Source organism: Novosphingobium sp. 17-62-19 (genome assembly GCF_002256775.1).
Taxonomy (GTDB): domain Bacteria; phylum Pseudomonadota; class Alphaproteobacteria; order Sphingomonadales; family Sphingomonadaceae; genus Novosphingobium.
This window is the reverse complement of sequence record NZ_NCII01000010.1, coordinates 47,240-67,553: the sequence shown is the minus strand read 5'-3', so window position 1 is coordinate 67,553 and position 20,314 is coordinate 47,240. Positions and strand designations below refer to the sequence as shown.

22 protein-coding genes are annotated in these 20,314 nt (G+C 63.0%); 6 read left to right on the top strand and 16 right to left on the bottom strand.

Annotated elements, in window-relative coordinates:
* Positions 1 to 183: 183 nt before the first annotated feature.
* Complete coding sequence (locus B7X90_RS03055; RefSeq protein WP_292621551.1) at positions 184 to 945, bottom strand: MJ0042-type zinc finger domain-containing protein; 762 nt, start codon at positions 943 to 945, stop codon at positions 184 to 186.
* 149 nt (positions 946 to 1,094) lie between these two features.
* Between B7X90_RS03055 and ftsE the strand changes: the two genes are divergently transcribed.
* The 6 genes from ftsE (at position 1,095) to B7X90_RS03025 (ending at position 4,711) form a co-directional block, all read left to right on the top strand.
* Positions 1,095 to 1,844, top strand: a complete 750-nt coding sequence (gene ftsE / locus B7X90_RS03050; RefSeq protein ID WP_292621549.1) for a cell division ATP-binding protein FtsE — start codon at positions 1,095 to 1,097, stop codon at positions 1,842 to 1,844.
* Entirely contained in the window at positions 1,841 to 2,776 is a 936-nt protein-coding gene (locus B7X90_RS03045; protein ID WP_366409657.1) for an FtsX-like permease family protein, read from the top strand. The genes ftsE and B7X90_RS03045 overlap by 4 nt, the downstream gene beginning before the upstream one ends.
* Before the next feature lie 11 nt (positions 2,777 to 2,787).
* A complete protein-coding gene (locus tag B7X90_RS03040) occupies positions 2,788 to 3,321 on the top strand; it encodes a YdcF family protein (protein ID WP_292621558.1) in 534 nt (177 codons plus the stop codon).
* Positions 3,303 to 4,031 (top strand): lysophospholipid acyltransferase family protein, encoded by a 729-nt coding sequence (locus B7X90_RS03035; RefSeq protein WP_292621546.1) that lies wholly within the window; start codon positions 3,303 to 3,305, stop codon positions 4,029 to 4,031. Before B7X90_RS03040 ends, B7X90_RS03035 begins: the two co-directional genes overlap by 19 nt.
* A gap of 63 nt (positions 4,032 to 4,094) precedes the next feature.
* On the top strand, positions 4,095 to 4,328 hold the full coding sequence (locus B7X90_RS03030; RefSeq protein WP_292621544.1) for a type II toxin-antitoxin system Phd/YefM family antitoxin: 234 nt from the start codon (positions 4,095 to 4,097) through the stop codon (positions 4,326 to 4,328).
* The gene (locus tag B7X90_RS03025) at positions 4,325 to 4,711 is read left to right on the top strand and encodes a type II toxin-antitoxin system VapC family toxin (RefSeq protein ID WP_292621542.1); all 387 of its coding nucleotides are present in this window, start codon (positions 4,325 to 4,327) and stop codon (positions 4,709 to 4,711) included. Before B7X90_RS03030 ends, B7X90_RS03025 begins: the two co-directional genes overlap by 4 nt.
* 146 nt (positions 4,712 to 4,857) lie before the next feature.
* Here the strand turns inward: B7X90_RS03025 and B7X90_RS03020 are convergent, their stop codons facing one another.
* The 15 genes from B7X90_RS03020 to rplT form a co-directional block, all read right to left on the bottom strand.
* Positions 4,858 to 5,367 carry a DUF4411 family protein gene (locus B7X90_RS03020; protein WP_292621540.1) on the bottom strand — a complete coding sequence of 170 codons (510 nt, stop codon included), beginning with the start codon at positions 5,365 to 5,367 and terminating at the stop codon, positions 4,858 to 4,860.
* On the bottom strand, positions 5,367 to 6,575 hold the full coding sequence (locus B7X90_RS03015) for an XRE family transcriptional regulator (RefSeq protein WP_292621538.1): 1,209 nt from the start codon (positions 6,573 to 6,575) through the stop codon (positions 5,367 to 5,369). Before B7X90_RS03015 ends, B7X90_RS03020 begins: the two co-directional genes overlap by 1 nt.
* Before the next feature lie 124 nt (positions 6,576 to 6,699).
* Positions 6,700 to 7,626, bottom strand: a complete 927-nt coding sequence (locus B7X90_RS03010) for a prephenate/arogenate dehydrogenase family protein (RefSeq protein WP_292621537.1) — start codon at positions 7,624 to 7,626, stop codon at positions 6,700 to 6,702.
* Positions 7,623 to 8,741 carry a histidinol-phosphate transaminase gene (gene hisC / locus B7X90_RS03005; RefSeq protein WP_292621535.1) on the bottom strand — a complete coding sequence of 373 codons (1,119 nt, stop codon included), beginning with the start codon at positions 8,739 to 8,741 and terminating at the stop codon, positions 7,623 to 7,625. Before hisC ends, B7X90_RS03010 begins: the two co-directional genes overlap by 4 nt.
* Before the next feature lie 185 nt (positions 8,742 to 8,926).
* Positions 8,927 to 10,114 (bottom strand): ammonium transporter, encoded by a 1,188-nt coding sequence (locus tag B7X90_RS03000; protein ID WP_292621533.1) that lies wholly within the window; start codon positions 10,112 to 10,114, stop codon positions 8,927 to 8,929.
* A 35-nt stretch (positions 10,115 to 10,149) separates the two neighbouring features.
* Entirely contained in the window at positions 10,150 to 10,488 is a 339-nt protein-coding gene (locus B7X90_RS02995; protein WP_054107869.1) for a P-II family nitrogen regulator, read from the bottom strand.
* Between the two features lie 196 nt (positions 10,489 to 10,684).
* Positions 10,685 to 11,413 carry an endonuclease/exonuclease/phosphatase family protein gene (locus B7X90_RS02990; protein WP_292621524.1) on the bottom strand — a complete coding sequence of 243 codons (729 nt, stop codon included), beginning with the start codon at positions 11,411 to 11,413 and terminating at the stop codon, positions 10,685 to 10,687.
* Positions 11,406 to 11,963: a pyridoxamine 5'-phosphate oxidase family protein gene (locus tag B7X90_RS02985; RefSeq protein WP_292621523.1), complete on the bottom strand. Its 558-nt coding sequence runs from the start codon at positions 11,961 to 11,963 to the stop codon at positions 11,406 to 11,408. The genes B7X90_RS02990 and B7X90_RS02985 overlap by 8 nt, the downstream gene beginning before the upstream one ends.
* Positions 11,963 to 12,835, bottom strand: coding sequence for an alpha/beta hydrolase (locus tag B7X90_RS02980; RefSeq protein ID WP_292621522.1), 873 nt, complete (start codon positions 12,833 to 12,835; stop codon positions 11,963 to 11,965). Before B7X90_RS02980 ends, B7X90_RS02985 begins: the two co-directional genes overlap by 1 nt.
* 60 nt (positions 12,836 to 12,895) lie before the next feature.
* Positions 12,896 to 14,416: a peptide chain release factor 3 gene (locus B7X90_RS02975; protein ID WP_292621521.1), complete on the bottom strand. Its 1,521-nt coding sequence runs from the start codon at positions 14,414 to 14,416 to the stop codon at positions 12,896 to 12,898.
* Positions 14,417 to 14,427: 11 nt separating this feature from the next.
* Positions 14,428 to 15,312: an aldose 1-epimerase family protein gene (locus B7X90_RS02970; protein WP_292621519.1), complete on the bottom strand. Its 885-nt coding sequence runs from the start codon at positions 15,310 to 15,312 to the stop codon at positions 14,428 to 14,430.
* Entirely contained in the window at positions 15,309 to 17,699 is a 2,391-nt protein-coding gene (gene pheT / locus B7X90_RS02965) for a phenylalanine--tRNA ligase subunit beta (RefSeq protein WP_292621518.1), read from the bottom strand. The genes B7X90_RS02970 and pheT overlap by 4 nt, the downstream gene beginning before the upstream one ends.
* On the bottom strand, positions 17,696 to 18,796 hold the full coding sequence (gene pheS / locus B7X90_RS02960) for a phenylalanine--tRNA ligase subunit alpha (RefSeq protein ID WP_292621516.1): 1,101 nt from the start codon (positions 18,794 to 18,796) through the stop codon (positions 17,696 to 17,698). Before pheS ends, pheT begins: the two co-directional genes overlap by 4 nt.
* Before the next feature lie 45 nt (positions 18,797 to 18,841).
* A complete protein-coding gene (locus tag B7X90_RS02955) occupies positions 18,842 to 19,723 on the bottom strand; it encodes a helix-turn-helix domain-containing protein (protein ID WP_292621514.1) in 882 nt (293 codons plus the stop codon).
* Positions 19,724 to 19,870: 147 nt separating this feature from the next.
* The gene (rplT, locus tag B7X90_RS02950) at positions 19,871 to 20,290 is read right to left on the bottom strand and encodes a 50S ribosomal protein L20 (protein WP_292621512.1); all 420 of its coding nucleotides are present in this window, start codon (positions 20,288 to 20,290) and stop codon (positions 19,871 to 19,873) included.
* Positions 20,291 to 20,314: the final 24 nt, after the last annotated feature.

Below are 20,314 nucleotides of genomic sequence, written 5' to 3'. Positions count from 1 at the left end.
AAGACTCGAACTTCCACGGGCTTTCGCCCACAACGACCTCAACGTTGCGCGTCTACCAATTCCGCCATGACCGCAAAATCAGACGGGGTGCAAGGCCTGCGGCCAGCGCCCCGTGGTGGGGTAGGAGCGCGCCCCTAGCAAAGCAATTTGGTGCGCGCAACAACGTTCAGGACTTTTTTCAAATCAATCCGGTTTCCAGCCGATTTCGGCGACCTTCGCAGACTTGGGCACATCGGTGACGGCGGCGTTGATCGTCACGCTTTCACCCGGAGCAAGCTCTTCCTGCGGGGGCGGGACTTCCCAGGTTTTCACCACCTTGTCGCCCGCATCGCGCAGCACGATCAGGATTTCGGGGATGGCGCGCACGTCGCGGCCGTTGTTGGTCACCGTGCCGCTTGCGCCGAAATATTCGGTGCCGTTGGGCAGCTGGCGGCGGTCCTGCTTTTCGGGCGGGAACGACAGGACGAGGTCGGGCCGGTCCGCGCCAAACGTCTGCACCGCACCGGGGAGCCACTTGGGCATACCGAACTGCCACACCACCCCTGCCAACGCCGCGACGGTCAGCGCGAAGGCCACCGCCGCGATGGTCCACAGCTTTGCCGGATTGCGGCGCGGGCGGAACGGGGGCTGGTGATCGAAGGGCGAGTGATCATCGTCGGAATAGACCTGAGGCGGAGCGCGGCGCGCAGCTTCGGGCAACGGCGGCGGAATGGTGGGTTCGGCCTGAACCGGCTCGGGCGTTGGAGACGAAGCGGGCGCTTCGGCCTCAGGCGCAGCAGCAGGCACTTCGGCCACCGCTTCCAAGGCATCCCGCTCCGGCAGTTCAGGGCCGTTCTGGAACCACGAATGGCGGCATTTGGCGCAGCGCACGGTCCGACCGTCCACACCGATGGCACTGTCGGGAACGACGTAGCGCGTCGAGCAGGCGGGGCACGCGATAATCATGGCTGTGGGTTAAGCATGGTCACGCCTGTCGAAACAATAGCTTCACGTGGCAAGAAACGCTTTCATGGCCTTTTTTCCACATGGATTGCCGCCTATAGCCGTTTGTGCGTAACAATCTGCGCCTAACAAACAGGTACTGTCCCCTTCTCATGAGCCAGCACGAAGACGCGGAGATTGTCCATTTTGACAACGTGGGCCTGCGCTATGGCACTGAAAAGGAAGTGCTGACCGACATCAGCTTCACTTTGTATTCCGGGCGTTTTTACTTTCTGACCGGCGCTTCGGGCGCGGGCAAGACATCGATGTTGAAGCTGCTCTATCTGGCGCAGCGCCCCTCGCGCGGGCTGATCCGCATGTTCGGCACCGATGCGATTACATTGCCGCGTGACCGCCTGCCCGGCTTCCGCCGCCGCCTTGGCGTGGTGTTTCAGGACTTCCGGCTGGTGCCGCACCTGTCCGCTTTTGACAATGTGGCCCTGCCCCTGCGGGTGGCGGGCGTGCCCGAGAGTGACATTATCAAACCCGTGACCGACATGCTCGAATGGGTGGAACTGGGTGACCGCAGCCATGCGCGTCCGGCATCGCTATCGGGTGGAGAGCAGCAGCGCGTGGCCATTGCGCGCGCGGTGATCGGGCGACCCGACATGCTGGTGGCCGACGAGCCCACCGGCAACGTCGACCCCGACATGGCCGAAAAGCTGCTTCGCCTGTTCGAGGCGCTGAACCGGCTGGGCACGACCGTGGTGGTCGCCACGCACGATGTTCACCTGATCCGCAAGGTGCCGGAATCGCTGATAATGCGGCTCGACAAGGGGCGGCTGTCCGACCCCACCGGTGCGCTGCGTTATCCGCCACGCCGCCAGACTTCCACGCTCCGTCCAGAGCGGGCGGGCGCATGAACATGTTCGAAATGTTCACCGGTTCTCTGCGCGAGGAATTGCGCGAGCGGCGCGGTGCGGAAGCGCGCCTGCTGCCGCAGGGCAAGCTGTCTGGCCCGATGCCGTGGGTCATTGCCATCATGATCGGACTGACCGTTGTGGCAAGCGCCAGCGGCCTTGCCCTGCGCAAGACGGCCAATGCCGCCAGCGCCGATGTGGCGGGCGGGGTGACGGTGCAGATCGTCAATGGCTCACCGCGAGAGCGTGACCGGCAGGCGCAGGAGGCGCTTGCGGCACTTCAGGGCGCATCAGGTGTCGCTTCGGTGCGCATTGTGCCGCAGAAGGAACTCGATGCGCTGGTAGAGCCGTGGCTGGGCACGACCGTGGGTGATGATGTGAACGCGCTGCCCATACCCGCACTGATTGATGTGCGGCTGGCGGGCAATGCAAACAAGGCCGCCGTGGCGGCATTGCGCCAGCAAATCGCCGCCCGCGCGCCCGATGCGCGGGTGGACGCGCAGGCGAGCTGGCTGGCCCCCGTGTTCGAAGCGATTGGCGCGCTGCAATTGCTGGCGGGCGGGTTGATCGCGCTGCTGGCCTTCGCCACGGTTGCAACCGTGCTGCTGGCATCGCGCAACGCATTGAGCAACCACCGCAATACCATCGAGATCGTCCACATGCTGGGTGGCACCGATGCGCAGATCGCACGGATCTTCCAGCGGTCGATGGCGGTGGACGCGGCGGCGGGCGGCATTGGCGGGCTGCTGCTGGGCGTGGTGACCATCGGACTGCTGGGCCGCCAGTTTGCCGCGCTGGGATCGGGCATGATGACGGCGGGCAGCCTTGGCTATACCGACTGGCTGCTGATCTGCTGCATCCCGGTGGCGGGTGTGCTGCTGGCGGTGTTGACTGCGCGACTGTCGGTGCTCAACGCGCTGAAGGGTATGCTGTGACGAAGCGGGGCATCTTCCGGCGGTTGCTGTCGCTGTTGCTGATCGTCTGGGCGCTGGGCTTTGTCTGGTTCGCCACGTTCCTGCCGCAGCCGGTGGTGGAGCCTGTGCGCACCGATGGCGTGGTGGCGCTGACGGGCGGCGGAGGGCGCATTCCCCATGCGCTGAACGTGGTCGAGAAAGGCCGCGCGCGGCGCCTGCTGGTTTCAGGCGTTGACCGCGAAGTGCGCCCGCGTGAATTTGCGGTGGAGTATGAAGTGCCAGAGCGGCTGATGGCCTGCTGCGTCACGCTGGGCTACGACGCGGTCGATACACGCAGCAATGCGATTGAAACGATGCGCTGGATCAGGGAAAACAAGCTGCGATCAATCCGGCTGGTGACGACCGACTGGCACATGCGCCGCGCCGCGCTGGACCTTGAGGCCGAAGCGCCGGACAGCCTGATCATCATAAAGGACGCCGTGCCATCAACGCCAAGCCTTCGCATCCTGTTCATCGAATACAACAAGTTGGTGGCGCGCACCGTGGCATGGATGATCGGCTGGTGAGCCTGCGCAAGGTGCTGTCCGTCCCGCGCTCCTTGGCGTTCTATGCGGTGTTCTACATTGGATCGGTGATGTTCGTCACCGGTTCGTTGCTGACCATGTATGTCCACAAGCCATCGTTCCGCATGTTCGTGCGCGGGTGGTGCGGGTGGCACCGGCTGTGCTGCCGCGTGCTGCTGGGCATCCGGGTGGAGCTGGAAAACCCGGTGTTCAAACCCGGCGTGCTCTATGCCATCCGCCATGAATCGTTCTTCGAGGCGATTGATATGCCCTGGCTGTTCCGCCTGCCGGTGGTCTTCGCCAAGGCCGAACTGCTGCGCATCCCCGGCTGGGGCCCTGCGGCGCGCAACTTCGGCCTGATCGGCGTGGAGCGCGAGGCCGGGGCCAAGGCGCTGCGCACGATGCTGTCCGAAGCGCGCCGCCTGATCGCCGAAGACCGCCCACTGATCATCTTCCCCGAAGGCACCCGCACCCCGCACGGCACGCCGGGCCAGTTGCAGGCAGGCTTTGCGGGCATCTACAAACTGCTGCGCCTGCCGGTGATCCCGGTGGCAGTGGACAGCGGGCCGCTGTACCAGCGCACATGGAAACGCCCGGGCACCATCCGCTACCGCTTCGCCGAGGAAATCCCGGCGGGGTTGCCGCGCGAGGAGATCGAGGCGCGGGTGGAAGCGGCGATTAATGCGCTGAATGGCAATGCGCTGAATGGGTGAGGGTTGGGGTAAGTCTTGCCCGATAGCCCTGCCTTAGCTATATAGTTAGCCAAGGAGGCAGTTATGGCCCAGTTTTCGGTTCACGATGCCAAGACAAACCTTTCCCGCCTGATTGCAGACGCGCTGGCGGGTGGCGATGTGGTGATCGCGCGGGGTAATGTGCCTGCGGTGCGGCTCGTACCGGTCAACCCGGTGGGGCGGCGGCAGTTTGGCGCGCTCAAAGGCAAGATTGCGATGGACGCACGGTTTGACGAGCCACTGCCCGATGATGAACTCGCCGGGTGGAATCTCGGTTGAAACTGCTGCTTGATACGCACGCGCTGATCTGGTGGCTTGCGGGTGACGATGCGCTGAGCCTTCCTGCGCGGCAAGCCATTGCCAACGAGGACAATCCCGTTGCCGTCAGCGCCGCTTCGGCGATGGAAGTTGCCACCAAGTTCCGCATCGGCAAACTGCCACAAGCGGCCTTGCTGGCGCAGGACTTCGAAGCCGTGATCGCCGCACAGGGCTTTGCCGAGCTGCACATCACCGTCTACCACGCCCGCCTCGCCGGGCAAATGACCATCGCCCACAAAGACCCCTTCGACCGCCTGCTGATCGCTCAGGCGCAGGCGGAGGATATGGTGCTGGTGTCGAACGAGGGGTTGTTCGATGGGTTTGCGGTGAAGCGGTTGTGGTAGGGCAAGACGGGTGTGGAATAGCGATGTCGCTTTGGGAGCGAGATTTCGGATTTAATGCGTGTATCTTGGCGATGCAATAGCGCATTATAATTATCCGCCAACAGAATGAAGTATACTGCCCCCGGAACGACCCGGAACTAGGTGTATTAACTCCACAACTTCTCAAACGAGTCCCAATCAGTAGTGAAGTCAAGCTCAGCGATGAACGCGACCGGGCTAATCCAGTTGACGCCACAATCATCACAGACGTCGGGGACGTGTCGACGAGCGCCGGTCCTTGTTGACTTTGAGACCTCGGCGGTAACGACGCAGCGATCAACGTTCCCGACGGCCGCAGCGATCAGGAAAGGATCCTGCCCGATCGTGATCATGTCATCTTCTGTCAACGGGTCACCGTAGCAAGCCAGCACCTTCTGGACCGCGCCCAGATTGCCGTCCTCAGCCAGCATCAGCGCCTTCTTCGTCGCAGAGTCATGCATCCATGCCGCCAACTCATCCGTGCCAGCTTCTACCTCGGCGTAAATTTCTTGCGGGAGCTTGATTGTGCCTGCTTCGCCATGATGTATCAGCCAACGCCAAAACTCAGGAACGCGCCTATGCCCGTACCAAGTGTTGTGCGCTGTAATTAGCGCATTAGCATCCAACAAATAGAGCATCAGGCAGTCGCCCGCCGCGGTTCAGCGAGAAGCGGGTAGACGTTCATTGGTTTCACCCCCAGCATCCGCGCTGCGCGTGTCGGTGTGAGGGAGCCGTCGGCCATTCCCTGCCGCGCGACTGCTAGGATAGCGGAGCCCAGCCGGTGCCGACGCACGACATACCAGTTGGGGCCACCGTCCTTGCTTCGGTTCCGTTCGCGCTCGCGATCTTTCTGCGTGACCCATAGACGGCGGAAAGTGTCCCGCAGCTCGCGCCAACGACCTTCGCCGATGACCCCGACCCGAAACAACTGATACGCCACCATCGACTGGCTGATGCGAGCTTGATCGGCGAACCCTTTGATCACGTTTATGTCGCTATCACTGTCGCGAAGTAGCCACCTCAATTCGACCACCTCCGCACGCTCGACCAGTACTGCCGCGGCAGCATCATTGCATAGCTGCTCTAGTCCAGCCGCGGGTGTACCGCCGCTGACACCCGTCTCGCCAACGAGTAGGTGGGCTAACTCATGCAGAAGTGTAAAGGCCCAAGCGGACTTTGCGTCTTGGTCATTAATCACGATGAAGGGGGCCAAGTGGTCAGCTATCGCGAAACCGCGAAAGATTTCGACCTCAATTGCAGTGGACCAGTGCCCGCAGTCACCCGCCAGCAGGACGAACACACCTTTGGCTTCCACTAGCGTGCGGAGATACGCGAATGCGTCCTCACCCTTGGCCTGTGCGCGATATGCGGCTCGGTCAAAGTCAATCGCACAGGCGATTGCAGCGCTTAGTTCGGCGGCGTCACGGATGCCTTTGGCAGAGCCGACGAGTTTGACCTCTACGGCGTCGTCGTCTTCCTCTAGCGTCTCGCGCACGAGCGTTTGCCTTGCCTTGACGTCACGAAGCAACGTCGCGAGCAAAATGTTGGATTCGTCGCCTTGATCCGGCAGCGCACGGAAATCCTGCCCAAACTGCGGCGGGGCGGGCACCCTTGGCAGGTAAAAGGTCAGAATCGGTCGGTGATACTTGTCTGCCATTCGGCGAAGCAGAGCCGCGCTGGGCACAACATCGCCAGCCTCAATCGCTTTCAGCCGCTCCGCGCCGGACATACCGCGCGCGGCGTTGAGCGCAATCTTGCGAGCAGCAGTCTCCAAATCAAGACCGGCGGTCTCGCGTGCCCAAATCAGGATCTCGGAGTTTATCTTTACCACGGTGATACAATGCACAAGGACCGGTTATCGCGCTACTGCGATTATCAAGAATAGCAACCAGAACGAACCACAGGTTCCAGCGGACGCTGCAGAACAAAGCCCGGCTGGCTAACGACCCGTGTTGGTCATCTCCAATCCCTCACCCCTGCCCCTGATGATCGCTCCGCCCAAAGTCCGGCCGTGCATCGTCCTGTCCCATCTCGATGATCCCCCGCCGGATCGCGCGGGTGTGGGTGAAGTGGTCGAAGAGGGTTTCGCCGTCGCCCTTGCGGATGGCCTTTTGCAGTTCGGTCAGATCCTCGGTGAAGCGCTGGAGCATTTCGAGGACGGCGTCGCGGTTGGTCAGGAACACGTCGCGCCACATCGTGGGGTCTGATGCGGCGATGCGGGTGAAATCGCGGAAGCCGCCGGCGGAGTATTTGATGACCTCGCTCTGCGTGACCTGTTCGAGGTCCGAGGCGGTGCCGACGATGGTATAGGCGATCAGGTGCGGCAGGTGGCTGGTGACGGCGAGCACCTTGTCGTGATGGTCGGCGTCCATCGTATCGATCCGCGCGCCCAGCGCTTCCCAGAAGGCCACGAGGCGCTGGACCAGTGCCGGGTCGGCATCGGCGGGCGGAGTGACAATGCACCAGCGGTTGCGGAACAGCGTGGCGAATCCTGAGTCCGGGCCGCTGCGCTCTGTGCCTGCCACGGGATGCGCGGGGATGATGTGGTGGCCGGGCAGCGCTTCGGCCAAGGCGGCGGCGACGGTGGCCTTGGAGGAGCCGACGTCGCTGACCAGCGCATCCTTTGACAGGCCCGGCGCGATGGCGCGGGCGGCGGCGGCCATTGCGCCGACCGGGACGCAGAAGATCACGAGGTCTGAGCCGGTGGCGGCATCCTGCGCCGTGTCGGCGATGCGGTGGGCAAGGTTCAGCGCGCGGGCGGCGGTGCGGACTTCGGGGTCTGCGTCGTATCCGACGACGGTGGTGCCGGGGAGGTAGGACTGCACCGCGTGGCCGATCGACCCGCCAAGCAGGCCGAGGCCGACGATGGTGACTTGGCTGAACCCGGCGTCGCTCACTTTGCGGACTCGCACATCTGGCGGATGGCTGCGGCGATCTCGTCCATCTGCGCTGCCGTGCCGATGGTGATGCGCAACGCTTGTGGCAGGCCCTGGCCGGGCAGCCAGCGGGTGATGTAACCGTGGTCCATCAGGCCGGTGTAGACCTGTTCGGCGCTCAGCGCGCCTTCGAACAGGATCAGCACGAAGTTGGCCTGACTGGGCAGCGGGCGGACGCCGTGATTGCCGAGCGCTTCGAGCTTTTCGACAAAGCGGGCGCGTTCCTGCGCATTGTGGCGGCGTGAGCTTTCCACGAAGGCCTGATCCTGCACGGCGGCAAGGCCAGCGGCTTGGCCGGTCAGCGAGATGTTGAACGGGCCACGGATGCGGTTGAGCATGTCGATGATCGCGGGGTGCGCGGTGCCCCAGCCAATGCGCTCTCCGGCTAGGCCGTAGATCTTCGAGAACGTGCGCGTGGCCAGCACGTTTTGCGCGGTGGTGGCAAGATCGAGCGCGCCGTCGTCATGCTCGGGCGCGACGTATTCGGCATAGGCGCCATCGAGCACCAGCAGAATGTCGGGGCGCAGCGCGGCGTGCAGGCGCGCGATTTCGGCGCGGGGGAGCCAGCTGCCGGTGGGGTTGTTGGGGTTGGCCAGGAAGACGACGCGGGTGCGCTCGGTCACGCAGGCGAGCAGCGCGTCGACATCGGTGCCGTAATCCGTATCGGGCGCGACCACCGGGGTGGCACCGCAGCGGCGGGCGGCGATGTCGTAGACCGAGAAGCCATAACGGACATAGACAACCTCGTCGCCCGGCCCGGCATAGGCCTGTGCGGCAAGATTGAGCAGTTCGTCAGACCCGGTGCCCATGACGATCCGCGCGGGATCGAGGCCGTGAACTTGCGCGATGGCGGTGCGCAGCGCGGTGCTGTCAGGATCGGGGTAGGTTGCCGGATGCACCGCTTGTGCTCTGGCCGCAAGCGCAGCGCCGCTGGTGCCGAGCGGGTTCTCATTGGCGGAGAGCTTGGTCAGCTTCTGCCCGTCCTTGCCGGTCGACTTGCCGGGGACATAGGCGTGAATGCCCGTGATCCAGCTTTTCGGTTCCGGGGCGGATGGGGTTTGCGGCGCGTTTTCCATGAGGCCGCGCCTTAGAGATTGCAGGTGTTTCCGGCAAGCGACCCGCAGGGCATGGACGAAAAAAGGGCCGGAAGCGGGCTAGCGCTTCCGGCCTTAGTCTGTTCGCAGGAGGAACATGGTTTGGCGGGGTGGGGGATGAGAGGGAGAGGATCTGTTCTCCCCCGCCCCGCCAATTCGGTAGAAACTTAGTAGTTATATGCGCGCTCGCCGTGCTCGCCGAGGTCGAGGCCTTCGCGCTCAACTTCTTCGGTGACACGCAGGCCGGTCAGAGCCTTGGCGACGAACATTGCGATGGCGGTGCCGATGGCAGCCCAACCGATGGTGGTGACCACGGCCAGAACCTGAACAACCAGCTTGGCGCCCATGTCATAGTCTTCGGCGCCGGGGCCACCGAGCGACGGTGCATAGACAACTGCCGTACCGATTGCGCCGACAATGCCGCCCACGCCGTGGATGCCGAATGCGTCAAGCGAGTCGTCGTAACCAAGCTTCGGCTTCACCACAGTGACGAGGAAGAAGCAGACAACCGAGGCAATGCCGCCAAGAACGATGGCACCGAACGGGCCGGAGTTGCCAGCAGCAGGCGTGACAGCCACGAGGCCAGCGATGATGCCCGAGCAGAAGCCGAGAGCCGAACCCTTGTGGCCCGAAGCGCGCTCAGCCAGCATCCAGAACAGCGCACCCGAAGCCGTGGCGACGAAAGTGTTGATCATGGCAAGAGCAGCCGAACCATTGGCTTCGAGAGCCGAACCAGCGTTGAAGCCAAACCAACCCACCCACAGCAGGCCAGTGCCGATGGCAGTCATGGTCAGCGAGTGCGGCGCCATGACGTCCTTCTGGAAGCCGATACGCTTGCCAAGGATAAGGCAGGCAACCAGCGCCGAAACACCGGCGTTGATGTGAACGACCGTACCACCGGCGAAGTCCAGAGCGCCCATGTCGAAGAACAGGCCACCCGCAGCCCACACCATGTGAGCGATCGGGAAGTAGACGATGGTCAGCCACACGGCGGCAAACGCCATGATGGCCGAGAATTTCATGCGTTCGACCACCGAACCCAGAACCAGCGCCACGGTGATCGCGGCGAAGGTCATCTGGAAGCAGATGAACACATATTCGGGAATTTCGACGCCAGCAGTGAAAGTTGCAGCCTGGCTCGACGCATCGACGCCAGAGAGGAACCACTTGCCCCAGCTGATGTAGGCGTTGCCTTCAGGACCGAATGCGAGGCCATAGCCGTACATCACCCACAGCAGCATCGCGAGACACGCGACTGCGCCGATCTGGGTCATCGTGGCGATCATGTTCTTGGTGCGGGTAAGGCCACCATAGAACAGAGCCAGTCCCAAGCCACCGATCATCTTACGGATCATGTTGGTTCCCCTAAGGTCGGAAATGGAAGGCGCGCTCACAGCGCGGTATCCCCGGTTTCGCCGGTGCGGATACGCGTGGCCGATGCGAGATCGAGCACGAACACCTTGCCGTCGCCAATTGCTTCGGTGCTGGCAGCCTGCTGGATCGTTTCCACGATCTGCGGCGCAAGATCATCGCTGGCAGCGATTTCGATCTTCACCTTCGGCAGCATGTTGGTCGAGTATTCGGCGCCACGGTAGATTTCGGTCTGGCCCTTCTGCCGACCAAAGCCCTTCACCTCCGACACCGTCATCCCAGCAACGCCCAGCGCCGAGAGCGCTTCACGCACTTCGTCGAGCTTGAACGGCTTGATGATGGCGATGATGAATTTCATTCATGCCCCCTTCTATTGCCCACACACCGGGCGACCCGCCGGCATAGAGTGTTATGCAAAGGACGTGCCAAATCCGAAAAGATACGGATTGGGCTGTTTACGGGAACAGAAATGCCCGGCTGACGGTCAATGCCGCCCGATTCTTGTGCATGATACGCGCACTGCCTGTTTTTTAGGCAGGTCGTAGTGCCTCAAATCAGGGCAGCAGCAGCGTCGCCCACACCGGAAGGTGGTCCGATCCCACCGCCGCAAGCGGGCTGTGATGGACGCCGCTCGCCTCCACTTCGACGCCCTCGCTGACCACGATCCGGTCAAGCTGCGCCAGCGGACGGCGTGCCGGAAAGCTGCGGCCGGGAGCCAGCACACGCAACGGCGGCGCGAAGGCAGAGAGTGCGCCTCCGGTAATCGACCATTCGTTCAGATCGCCCATCATCACGGCATGGCCCGGATCGGCATAAGTGGTCAGGTGACCGCAAACCGCCGTGACCTGCTGACGGCGACGCAAGCCTGACAGATCGAGATGCATCCCGACCACGCGCAGCAATGTACCGCCAACGCGCAAGGTGGCACAAACCGCGCCGCGCGGCTCAATGGTCGGCAGGGGCACCGCACAGGCCTCAACGATCTCAATCCCGCGGCGCACAAGCAAGGCGTTGCCATGCCATCCCATGCTGGACGCTGTGCGTGCGCTGTCGTAGTGTCCCGGCTCCACCACCGTCCAAGGGCTGTGATCATCAAGCGTTGCGCGCGGGATCACCGCTTCGCGCAGGCCAAAGCGGCGATCGGCCTCCTGCAATGCGATAACGTCGGCGTCGATCTCACGCAGGACGGTCAAGATACGATCAGGATCGCGCACGCGATCAAGCCCGACACCCTTGTGGATGTTGTAGCTGGCGACCTTCAGCTTTCTGCGTGCTTCAGGCACCAGCGATATAACGGTCGGTCGGTCGTACCGGCAACCCGTCGATGCTGCAGACGCGCCCGGCAACTTTGGCTTCCCACGCTGCCGGAACGGCTTGCGCGTGATATTTGACCAGAGTTTGACGCTCCTGCTCCACAGTCATGATTGGAACACCCCAGCCACAACTTGTCTGCACACTATCGACCGCGATGTCGAAGATCTGGCGTGTACCGGGGAGCAGCACGAAATGGGCTGCCAGTTCTTCCCACTCAGGATCAGCAGGCAGGACTGGTTTGCCATGGCCGTAGAGCCGCAAGATCAGCGCCGGCTGCTGAAAATTGGTCATCATCACGGTGATGCGACCATCGGCAAGGAGATGGGCGTGCGTTTCGTTCCCGGACCCGCCAAGATCGAGATAGGCAACCCGATTTGGGCCGAGCACACGAAAGCTGTCATAGCCTTTGGGCGAAAGATTGATGCGCCCCTCGACGGCTGCGGTGGCCACGAAGAACACCGATTGCCGACTGATCATTTCCTGATGTTCAGGCAGGATGCGGTCAGCAAATTCAGCCATCAGAGGAAATCCTTGAGCGTCTTGATGAACTTATCGAACTGGTCATGGTGGACCCAGTGCCCGGCGTTCTCGAATTCGACCACCTCGGCATTGCGGAAATGCGCTGCCATGCCGTTGCGTTCCGGGTTGCCAGCCCATGAATCCGCGCCATTGAGCAAGAGCGTGGGGCAAGTGATCGCCTTCCACAGATCATTTCGCTGCTCGACGGTGATGTCATAAGGTGCGCCGTCAACGTTAAGGTGCGGGTCGAACTTCCAGCTGAACGTGCCATCCTCGTTACGGTTGATGCCGTGCAGCGTAAGGTGGCGGGCCTGAACGTCGGTCAGGTACGGGTTTTCACCCTTCATGCGTGCATAGGCGTCTTCCAGCGTGGGATAGCGGCGTGGCAATCGGCCCGCAGCCTTGCGCTTCTCGCCAATGAATTCGCGAACGCGCCGCGCAAATGGCACGTTCTTGATCATCGCCTCGCGCTCTGGCGTGGGGAACAGCCCTTCGATTGCCACGATCTTGCGCACGTTTTCGGGGAACAGCCCGGCATAGCGCAGGCTGGTGTTGGCGCCCCATGAATGTGAAACGATGGTAACTGGCGCCAAATCAAGCTGGTGGATCAGCTGCGCCACATCATAGACAAGATCCATCGTGCGGTAATTGCCGTCTTCGGTCCACTGGCTGTCACCATGGCCACGGTGGTCCATCGCGATGATGTGCCAGTCTTCGCGCAGGGCTTCCGCAGTCCAGTCCCACGAACGACAATGGTCGCGTCCACCATGCACGAGCAGAAGCGGTGGTTTGTCGGCATTGCCCCAATCCACATAGTGGAGGCGCAGACGCTGGGAGATGAACGTGTTCGATGTCGGGCCAAGTAACTGCATGGCAGGGTAACTGCGCCCGAAGCGAACCGGATTCAACCCCTCGAATGGACTAAGGCGGGTCTACCGTTCCTTGGTAGCGGAAAACACAAGTTCAGGATTTCGCTCCTGCTGGTAGCCCACATCCCAAGCCGATCGGGCCATGAACACCGGGTCGCCGTCACGATCCTTGGCGAGGTTCGACATGTTGAAATCGGTGAAGGATTTCAACGCGGCATCACCGCCTTTGACCCAACGTGCAGTATCGAACGGCGAAGGTTCCAGCCCGGCTTCGACCTTGTATTCCGCCTCAAGCCGCGAGACGAGCACGTCAAGCTGAAGCTGGCCGACCACGCCAACGATCCATTGTGAACCGATCTCCGGGTAGAACACCTGAATCACGCCCTCTTCGGACAGATCGTCCAGCGCCTTGCGCAATTGTTTGGTCTTGGTCGGATCTTTCAGCACCACACGGCGCAGGATTTCCGGCGCGAAGTTGGGCAGGCCGGTGAAGCGCAGGTCGTTCTTTTCCGACAGCGTATCGCCCACGCGCAAGGTGCCGTGGTTGGGGATGCCGATGATGTCGCCCGCTTCTGCCGTATCGGCAATTTCGCGGTCCTGCGCGAAGAACAGGATCGGCGAATGGACGGCGATGGGCTTGCCGCTGCCCGAAGGCGTCAGCTTCATGCCGCGCCGGAACGTGCCGGAAACCATGCGCATGAAGGCGATCCGGTCACGGTGCTGGGGGTCCATGTTGGCCTGCACCTTGAAGATGAAGCCGGTCACATCGGCGCGCTCAGGGTCGACCGTGCCGACACTCGACGATTGCGGGCGCGGCGGCGGGGCGAACTTTGCGATGGCCTCGATCAGATCGACCACGCCGAAGTTCTTGAGCGCCGAACCGAAATAGACCGGTGTCAGATCGCCGTTGCGATAGGCTTCGATATCGAATTCAGGGTAGCCAGCACGGGCCAGTTCGATTTCTTCGGCAATGTCGGCGGGGATGTCGACAGCGGGTTCGATCTTGCCGAGAAACTCGCGACTGTCGCCTTCGGGGCGGGCAATGGTTTCATCGGCAAAGCTCATCACGCCCTGAAACACGCCGCCCATGCCGATGGGCCACGACATTGGCACCACATCGAGCGCCAAAGCATCGGCGACTTCGTCCAGTGTTTCGAACACCGAGCGGCCTTCGCGGTCCACCTTGTTGACGAACGTGATGATCGGCACCGAGCGCAGGCGGCACACCTCGAACAGCTTGCGCGTCTGCGGCTCGATGCCCTTGGCCGCATCGATCACCATGATCGCCGAATCGACCGCGGTGAGGGTGCGGTAGGTGTCTTCAGAGAAGTCCTCGTGGCCCGGTGTGTCGAGCAGGTTGAAGACGATCCCGTCCTTCATGAAGGTCATGACCGAGGACGTGACCGAGATGCCACGCTGCTGTTCGATCTTCATCCAGTCCGACCGGGCACGCCGGGCCGCGCCGCGCGCCTTCACCTCGCCCGCAAGGTGGATGGCGCCGCCTTGCAGCAGCAGCTTTTCGGTGAGCGTCGTTTTACCGGCGTCAGGGTGTGAAATGATGGCGAAGGTGCGGCGATTGGACATAAGCCGCGCGGTTAGCGCGGCTGAACGGTTACGTCCATGCGGAAGCTGCGGGTCTGGCCGGATTCCAGCAGGACGATGCCGGGCTTTTCGTGGAAGTCACCGGTGAAGTGTTCAGGGTCCGCATGGCCAGCCCAAGGTTCGATGCAGATGTAGCGTGCGCCGGGGACTTGCCAGACGCCGAGCGAGGGCGTGTCGGGAAAGGCGATTTCGAGTTGTGTGCTGTCGGCTGCGCCGTAGCGCAGGCTGCGGCTTTTCAGGTCGTCCCAGATCAGCGCATCGGCGCGGAACAGGTCTTCGGTCAGGGGGAGTTCGCGCGCAGTGATGGGCGTCGGTTCGCCTTGTGCGAGGAGCAGGCCGGTTTCGCGGGATACGCGGCGGACGGGTTGCGGCTCGTCAGCTTCGAACACCAGCTTGTGTGCAGCTTTGTCGGCCCCGCCGGGGAGCGGCCAGGCGAAGGCGGGGTGATAGCCGAAGCTGAGGGGGAGCGGATCGGCATTGGGATTGAACACGCTGGTTGCGATATGCAGCGTCACTCCTTCGATGCGGAAGGAAACTTCCAGCACGAAGCCGAAGGGGTATAGCGCGCGGGTTTCGGGCGAATCCGTTAGGCGGAAGCGGGCTTCGTTGCCTTCGACATGAACCGGCGAAAACATACTGCGGCGGGCAAAGCCGTGGCGCGGCAGCTGGTATTCACGGCCATCAAGGCGCAGCACATCGCCGCTGAGCGAACCGACGATGGGGAACAGCAGCGGCGCATGACCCGACCAAAACGCCGGGTCGGCATCGGTCATGTATTCCGCGCCGGACGAATCGGTCAGCGACCACAGTTCCGCGCCGAGCGGGTTGATCCGCGCGGTGAGGCCGTCTCCTGTGATCGTGACCAGATCTTCGCTCATCCTCGCAGCACAGCGCCTTGCTTGGCCGCAGCGGCAACGACCTTGTCGGCGATTGCCTTGAGCGCGGCTTCGTCAAACGACTTTTCGGTGGGTTGGAGCGTGACCTCGATGGCGAGGCTCTTTTGCCCCTCTGGCACGCCCTGCCCCCGGAAATCATCGAACAACCGCGCGGCGGTGATCGCCTGCTTGTCCGCGCCCTTTACTGCGCGCAGCAAGTCACCAGCGGGAAGTGCTGCATCGACAAGGAACGCGAAGTCGCGCGTGACAGCCTGTAAAGCGGGCGGGGCGAAGTGCGGGCGGGCGAATGCGCCAGCACCTTTCTTTACGGGAATGCGATCAAGGAACAGTTCAACCACGGCGACCGGACCATCGAGATCGAAGGCCTTGGCGGTGGCGGGGTGGAGCATTCCGAAGCGGGCCAGCACCTGCTTGGGGCCAAGGCGCAGGGTGGCCGACTGGCCGGGGTGGAACTGTGCGCCAGCCTCGCCCATGACTTGCAGGTTGTCGACCGGGGCACCGGCTTCAGCCAGCAGCGCCAGCGCTTCGGCCTTGGCGTCGAACGCGTCGAAGGGCTTGGCCTTGCCTGTTGCCCAGCCTCGCGGTGTGCTGTCACCGGCAAGAACGACGGCGAGGCTCAGTTTCTCGTCGCTCGCGCCATTTGCACCGCGTAGATAGCAGCGGCCGATCTCGAACAGGCGGACTGAGGTAGCGCCGCGATGCAGGTTGCGCGGCGCGGCCGAGAGCAGGCCGGGGAGCAGCGAGGGGCGCATGACCTTGAGGTCTTCGCTGATCGGGTTGGCGAGGCTCCACAGCGTTTCGCCATCGGCAAAGTGTGCGGCCTGCGCTTCGGGCAGGAACGACCACGTGACGGCTTCGTGCAGCCCGCGCGCGGCGGCGGCGCGGCGGACGCGGCGTTCGAGCATCTGTGCTGGCGTCGCAGTCGGCTTGGCCACGCCGTCTGCGCGCGGCAGCGGGGTGGAGGGCACGGCATCGAGGCCGTGGACGCGGATTACTTCCTCGACGAGGTCTGGCGCGCCGTCGACATCGGGACGCCATGTCGGGACGGTGACGGTCCAATCTTCAGCCACGTCAAAGCCGAGCGCGGTCAGGATGCGCTTCTGTTCGCCATTGCCGACATCGATGCCGCCAAGGTTGCCCGCCAGTTCCGGGTCATAGGCCACGGTCTTGCGCGCCAGCGGTGGCTCGCCTGCGCGGACCACTTCGCTGGCCTCGCCGCCGCAGATCTCGAGGATCAGGCTGGTGAGCAGGTCCATGCCGGTATCGAGAAAAGCAGGATCGACGCCCCGTTCGAACCGTCCACGCGCATCGGATGCGAGCGCGAGCGATTGCCCGGTGCGGGCGATGGCGGCAGGGGTGAAGTAGGCAACTTCGAGCAGGACGTCGGTGGTCTCGTCGGTGCAGCCCGAATGCTCGCCGCCCATGATGCCGGCGATGTCGTGGACGCCGCTGTCATCGGCAATCACGGTCATGAAAGGCTGGAGCGCGTATTCCTTGCCATTGAGCGCAAGGCAGCTCTCGCCTTCGCGCGCCTTGCGGGCGACGACGGGGCCGGTGAGTTTGGCGAGGTCATAGGCGTGGGCGGGGCGGCCATAGCCGAGCATCACGTAGTTGGTGATGTCCACCAGTGCCGAGATCGGACGTTGGCCCGCGCTCTTGAGGAAGTCCTGCAGCCACTTCGGGCTGGGGCCATTCTTCACGCCGCGAATGACGCGGCCATAGAATGCCGGGCAGCCTTCGGGATCGTCGGTGCGGACCTCCACTGGGCAGGGGAAGCTGGCGGGTGCTGGCGCGGCGGGGATGGGCTTGAGCACGCCGAGACCCGCTGCCGCAAGATCGCGGGCGATGCCGTAGACGCCCATGCAATCGGGCCGGTTGGGCGTGATGGCCACGTCGAACACCGGGTCGGAACCGATATAGTCGGCAAAGCTGGTGCCGATGGGGGCGTCTTCGGGCAGTTCGATGATGCCGTCGTGATCTTCACCCAGACACAGTTCGCGGGTGGAGCACATCATGCCGTTGGATTCGACACCGCGAATGGCCGACTTGCGCAGTTCCATGCCATTGGCAGGCACCACGCCGCCGGGCAGGCCGAGCACGCCGACGAGGCCAGCGCGGGCGTTGGGGGCACCGCAAACCACTTGCAGCGGGGTGCCGTCACCTAGATCGACCGACAGCACCTGCAACTTGTCTGCCTGTGGGTGCTTCTCCGCAGTCAGCACGCGGGCGATACGGAACTTGGTCAGGGCCGCCGAAGCATCTTCGACGCCTTCGATTTCCAGGCCGAGCGAGGTCAGCTTTTCAGCGATGAGGCGCGCGTCGGCCTTGGTATCGAGGACCGACTGCAACCACGAGAGCGAGAACTTCACGAACGTACTCCAACACCGCCGGAAAGGGTCGGCACGTCCAGCGCGCCGAAGCCATAGTGGCCGAGCCACCGCGCATCGCCATCGAAGAAGGCGCGAAGATCGTCCATGCCATACTTCAGCATGGCGAGGCGATCGACGCCGGTGCCGAAGGCGAAGCCCTGCCATTCATCGGGATCGAGCCCGCCGAATTCGATGACCTTGCGGTTGACCATGCCGGAACCAAGCACTTCCATCCAGCCACCGTCAGCCGCATCGCCGCTGCCGCCAACCACGCGCTTGCCGTTGATGAGGGTATAGCCGACATCGACTTCCACCGAAGGTTCGGTGAAGGGGAAGTAGCTGGGGCGCAGGCGCAGGGTGATGTCGTCGCGCTCGAAGAAGGCCTTGAGGAAGGTTTCCAGCGTCCACTTGAGGTGGCCGAGGTGGATGCCCTTATCGATGACGAGGCCTTCGATCTGGTGGAACATCGGCGTGTGCGTAGCGTCCGAATCCGAACGATAGACGCGGCCCGGCGCGATGATGCGCAAAGGTGCACCCCCTTTCAGCATCGAACGGATCTGCACCGGCGAGGTGTGCGTGCGCAGCAGCATCGAACGGCCTTCGGCATCCTTGTCCGGGAAGTAGAAGGTATCGTGCATCGCGCGCGCCGGATGCGTTTCGGGCATGTTGAGCGCGGTGAAATTGTGCCAGTCGTCCTCGATCTCTGGTCCACTGGCGACGGCAAAGCCCATGTCGGCGAAGATTTCGGCCAGTTCGTCCATGACCTGCGATACGGGGTGGACCGAGCCGCGGGGGAGTTCAGGCGCGGGGAGCGACAGGTCGACCGTTTCGGCGGCAAGGCGCGCTTCGAGTACGGCGCTTTCGAGCGCGGTTTTGCGTTGCGCAAGTGCCGCAGTCATGGTCTCGCGCGCGGCGTGGATCTTCGGGCCTTCGCTCTGGCGCTGGTCCGGGGTCATCCCGCCCAGCGATTTGAGCAGTGCGCTGACCCAGCCCTGCTTGCCAAGCGCGGAGACGCGGATCGCCTCGACCGCTTCGGGCGTGGCTGCTGCGGCTATGGCTTCAAGCGTTTCGGACTGCTGTTGATCGAGGTTTTCCATGCGCGCAGCCGCTAGCGGCAAATCGCGGAAAATTAAAGCGCGGAGTTATCGCGGAACGGGGGCGTGCAAGGCCTGAACCGCGCTGCCCAGAAACTCCTGCCGGGCGCGCATGACCTCCTGCAGGATGGGTTTGGGGGTTGCCGCATATTCGCGGGGGCTCATGCCCATGAAGCGGTGGAAGTCGCGCACGAACTGAGCCTGATCGTGATAGTGGCTGTCAATCGCGCCGATCCAGTGGAGCGTGGGATCGAGCATGTACTGCACGAGGCTGCGCATGAAGCGCTGGCGGCGCAGCAGCAGACGCGGGGCAAAACCGAAGTGGCGGCGGCACTGGCGTTCAAGCGTGTGCGCGGGCAGGCGTGTGGCCTCGGCCATTTCGGCGACGTTTGAGATCTCAGGATCGAGCAGCGCATTGTGACAGACAAGGATACGGGGATCGTCCGCTTCGTCCGATTGGGCTAGCTTTTGCAGGAAGAACTGCGTGATCCGGGAAAGTTCGGCCTCTTCGTCAGGAGCCTGGCCAAAAATCGCGGCCAGGGGCGCGAATGGTTGCAGAAATGGCTGCTCGGCCAAAGCATAGACGCGATCGGCATGGGCATTGGCAGGTTGGCCGACGAAGCGTGCCCAGCCAAGCGGGAGAATCCCAACCCCCCAGGTTCGCAACGTCCCGACCGTGAATTTCAGCGCGGTGCTGGTTGGCCCGGTGAAATTTGCCGCGCTCCCGGTAAGCGGGGCCTGACCCGGCAGTTCGGAATCAGGACAATCGCCTGAAAAGATGCGCACGTTGGCCCATTCCGGGTGCAGGTGATCGGTGACCCGGCCTCCATCTGCAACGACGACTTCAGTGATGTAAAACGTCGTGAAATAGGGGGCCAGCGGCGCGGGTGGCCGATGGAATCGTACCCGGACTGTGCAGTCCCCGGTCAAAGTATGTGCGCCCCGATCTTTGGTTTTCGTACCTGTCGAGCGCACAGTGCATCGCACTTGCATGAGTCGCAACGGAAAAAGGACGGATTTCCGTAGAAACCCGCCCTTTTTCAGGTGCAAGACTTGCAATCGGTTAAAGCTGGTAGCTTAGGCCGGAAGCGCAGCCTTGGCTTGTGCGATCACGGTGGTGAAGATCGCGCCCTCGTTCATGGCGAGGTCTGCCATCGTCTTCCGGTCCAGTTCGATCCCGGCCAGCTTGGTGCCGTGAATGAACTGCGAATAGGTCAGGCCTTCGGCGCGGACAGCAGCGTTGATGCGCTGGATCCACAGGGCGCGGAAGCTGCGCTTCTTAACCTTGCGGTCGCGATAGGCATACTGGCCGGCCTTTTCGACGGCCTGACGGGCGACGCGGATGGTGTTCTTGCGACGGCCGCGATAGCCCTTCGCCTGATCCAAAATCCGCTTGTGCTTGCGGTGGCGCTTGCCAGCCACACCGTGCTTCACCTTGCCGGTGGCGGTGAGCTTGAAGCGCTTTTTCACGCCGCTCTTCGTCTTCATCTTGGGCATTTTGGTCTCCTGATTTCGACGCGT

Bases quoted from the DNA above. Each gene is read 5' to 3' on its own strand.
- B7X90_RS03055 (WP_292621551.1), bottom strand. From the start codon at position 945: ATGATTATCGCGTGCCCCGCCTGCTCGACGCGCTACGTCGTTCCCGAC.
- ftsE (WP_292621549.1), top strand. From the start codon at position 1,095: ATGAGCCAGCACGAAGACGCGGAGATTGTCCATTTTGACAACGTGGGC.
- B7X90_RS03045 (WP_366409657.1), top strand. From the start codon at position 1,841: ATGAACATGTTCGAAATGTTCACCGGTTCTCTGCGCGAGGAATTGCGC.
- B7X90_RS03035 (WP_292621546.1), top strand. From the start codon at position 3,303: ATGGATGATCGGCTGGTGAGCCTGCGCAAGGTGCTGTCCGTCCCGCGC.
- B7X90_RS03030 (WP_292621544.1), top strand. From the start codon at position 4,095: ATGGCCCAGTTTTCGGTTCACGATGCCAAGACAAACCTTTCCCGCCTG.
- B7X90_RS03020 (WP_292621540.1), bottom strand. From the start codon at position 5,367: ATGCTCTATTTGTTGGATGCTAATGCGCTAATTACAGCGCACAACACT.
- hisC (WP_292621535.1), bottom strand. From the start codon at position 8,741: ATGGAAAACGCGCCGCAAACCCCATCCGCCCCGGAACCGAAAAGCTGG.
- B7X90_RS03000 (WP_292621533.1), bottom strand. From the start codon at position 10,114: ATGATCCGTAAGATGATCGGTGGCTTGGGACTGGCTCTGTTCTATGGT.
- B7X90_RS02995 (WP_054107869.1), bottom strand. From the start codon at position 10,488: ATGAAATTCATCATCGCCATCATCAAGCCGTTCAAGCTCGACGAAGTG.
- B7X90_RS02985 (WP_292621523.1), bottom strand. From the start codon at position 11,963: ATGGCTGAATTTGCTGACCGCATCCTGCCTGAACATCAGGAAATGATC.
- B7X90_RS02980 (WP_292621522.1), bottom strand. From the start codon at position 12,835: ATGCAGTTACTTGGCCCGACATCGAACACGTTCATCTCCCAGCGTCTG.
- B7X90_RS02975 (WP_292621521.1), bottom strand. From the start codon at position 14,416: ATGTCCAATCGCCGCACCTTCGCCATCATTTCACACCCTGACGCCGGT.
- B7X90_RS02970 (WP_292621519.1), bottom strand. From the start codon at position 15,312: ATGAGCGAAGATCTGGTCACGATCACAGGAGACGGCCTCACCGCGCGG.
- pheS (WP_292621516.1), bottom strand. From the start codon at position 18,796: ATGGAAAACCTCGATCAACAGCAGTCCGAAACGCTTGAAGCCATAGCC.
- rplT (WP_292621512.1), bottom strand. From the start codon at position 20,290: ATGCCCAAGATGAAGACGAAGAGCGGCGTGAAAAAGCGCTTCAAGCTC.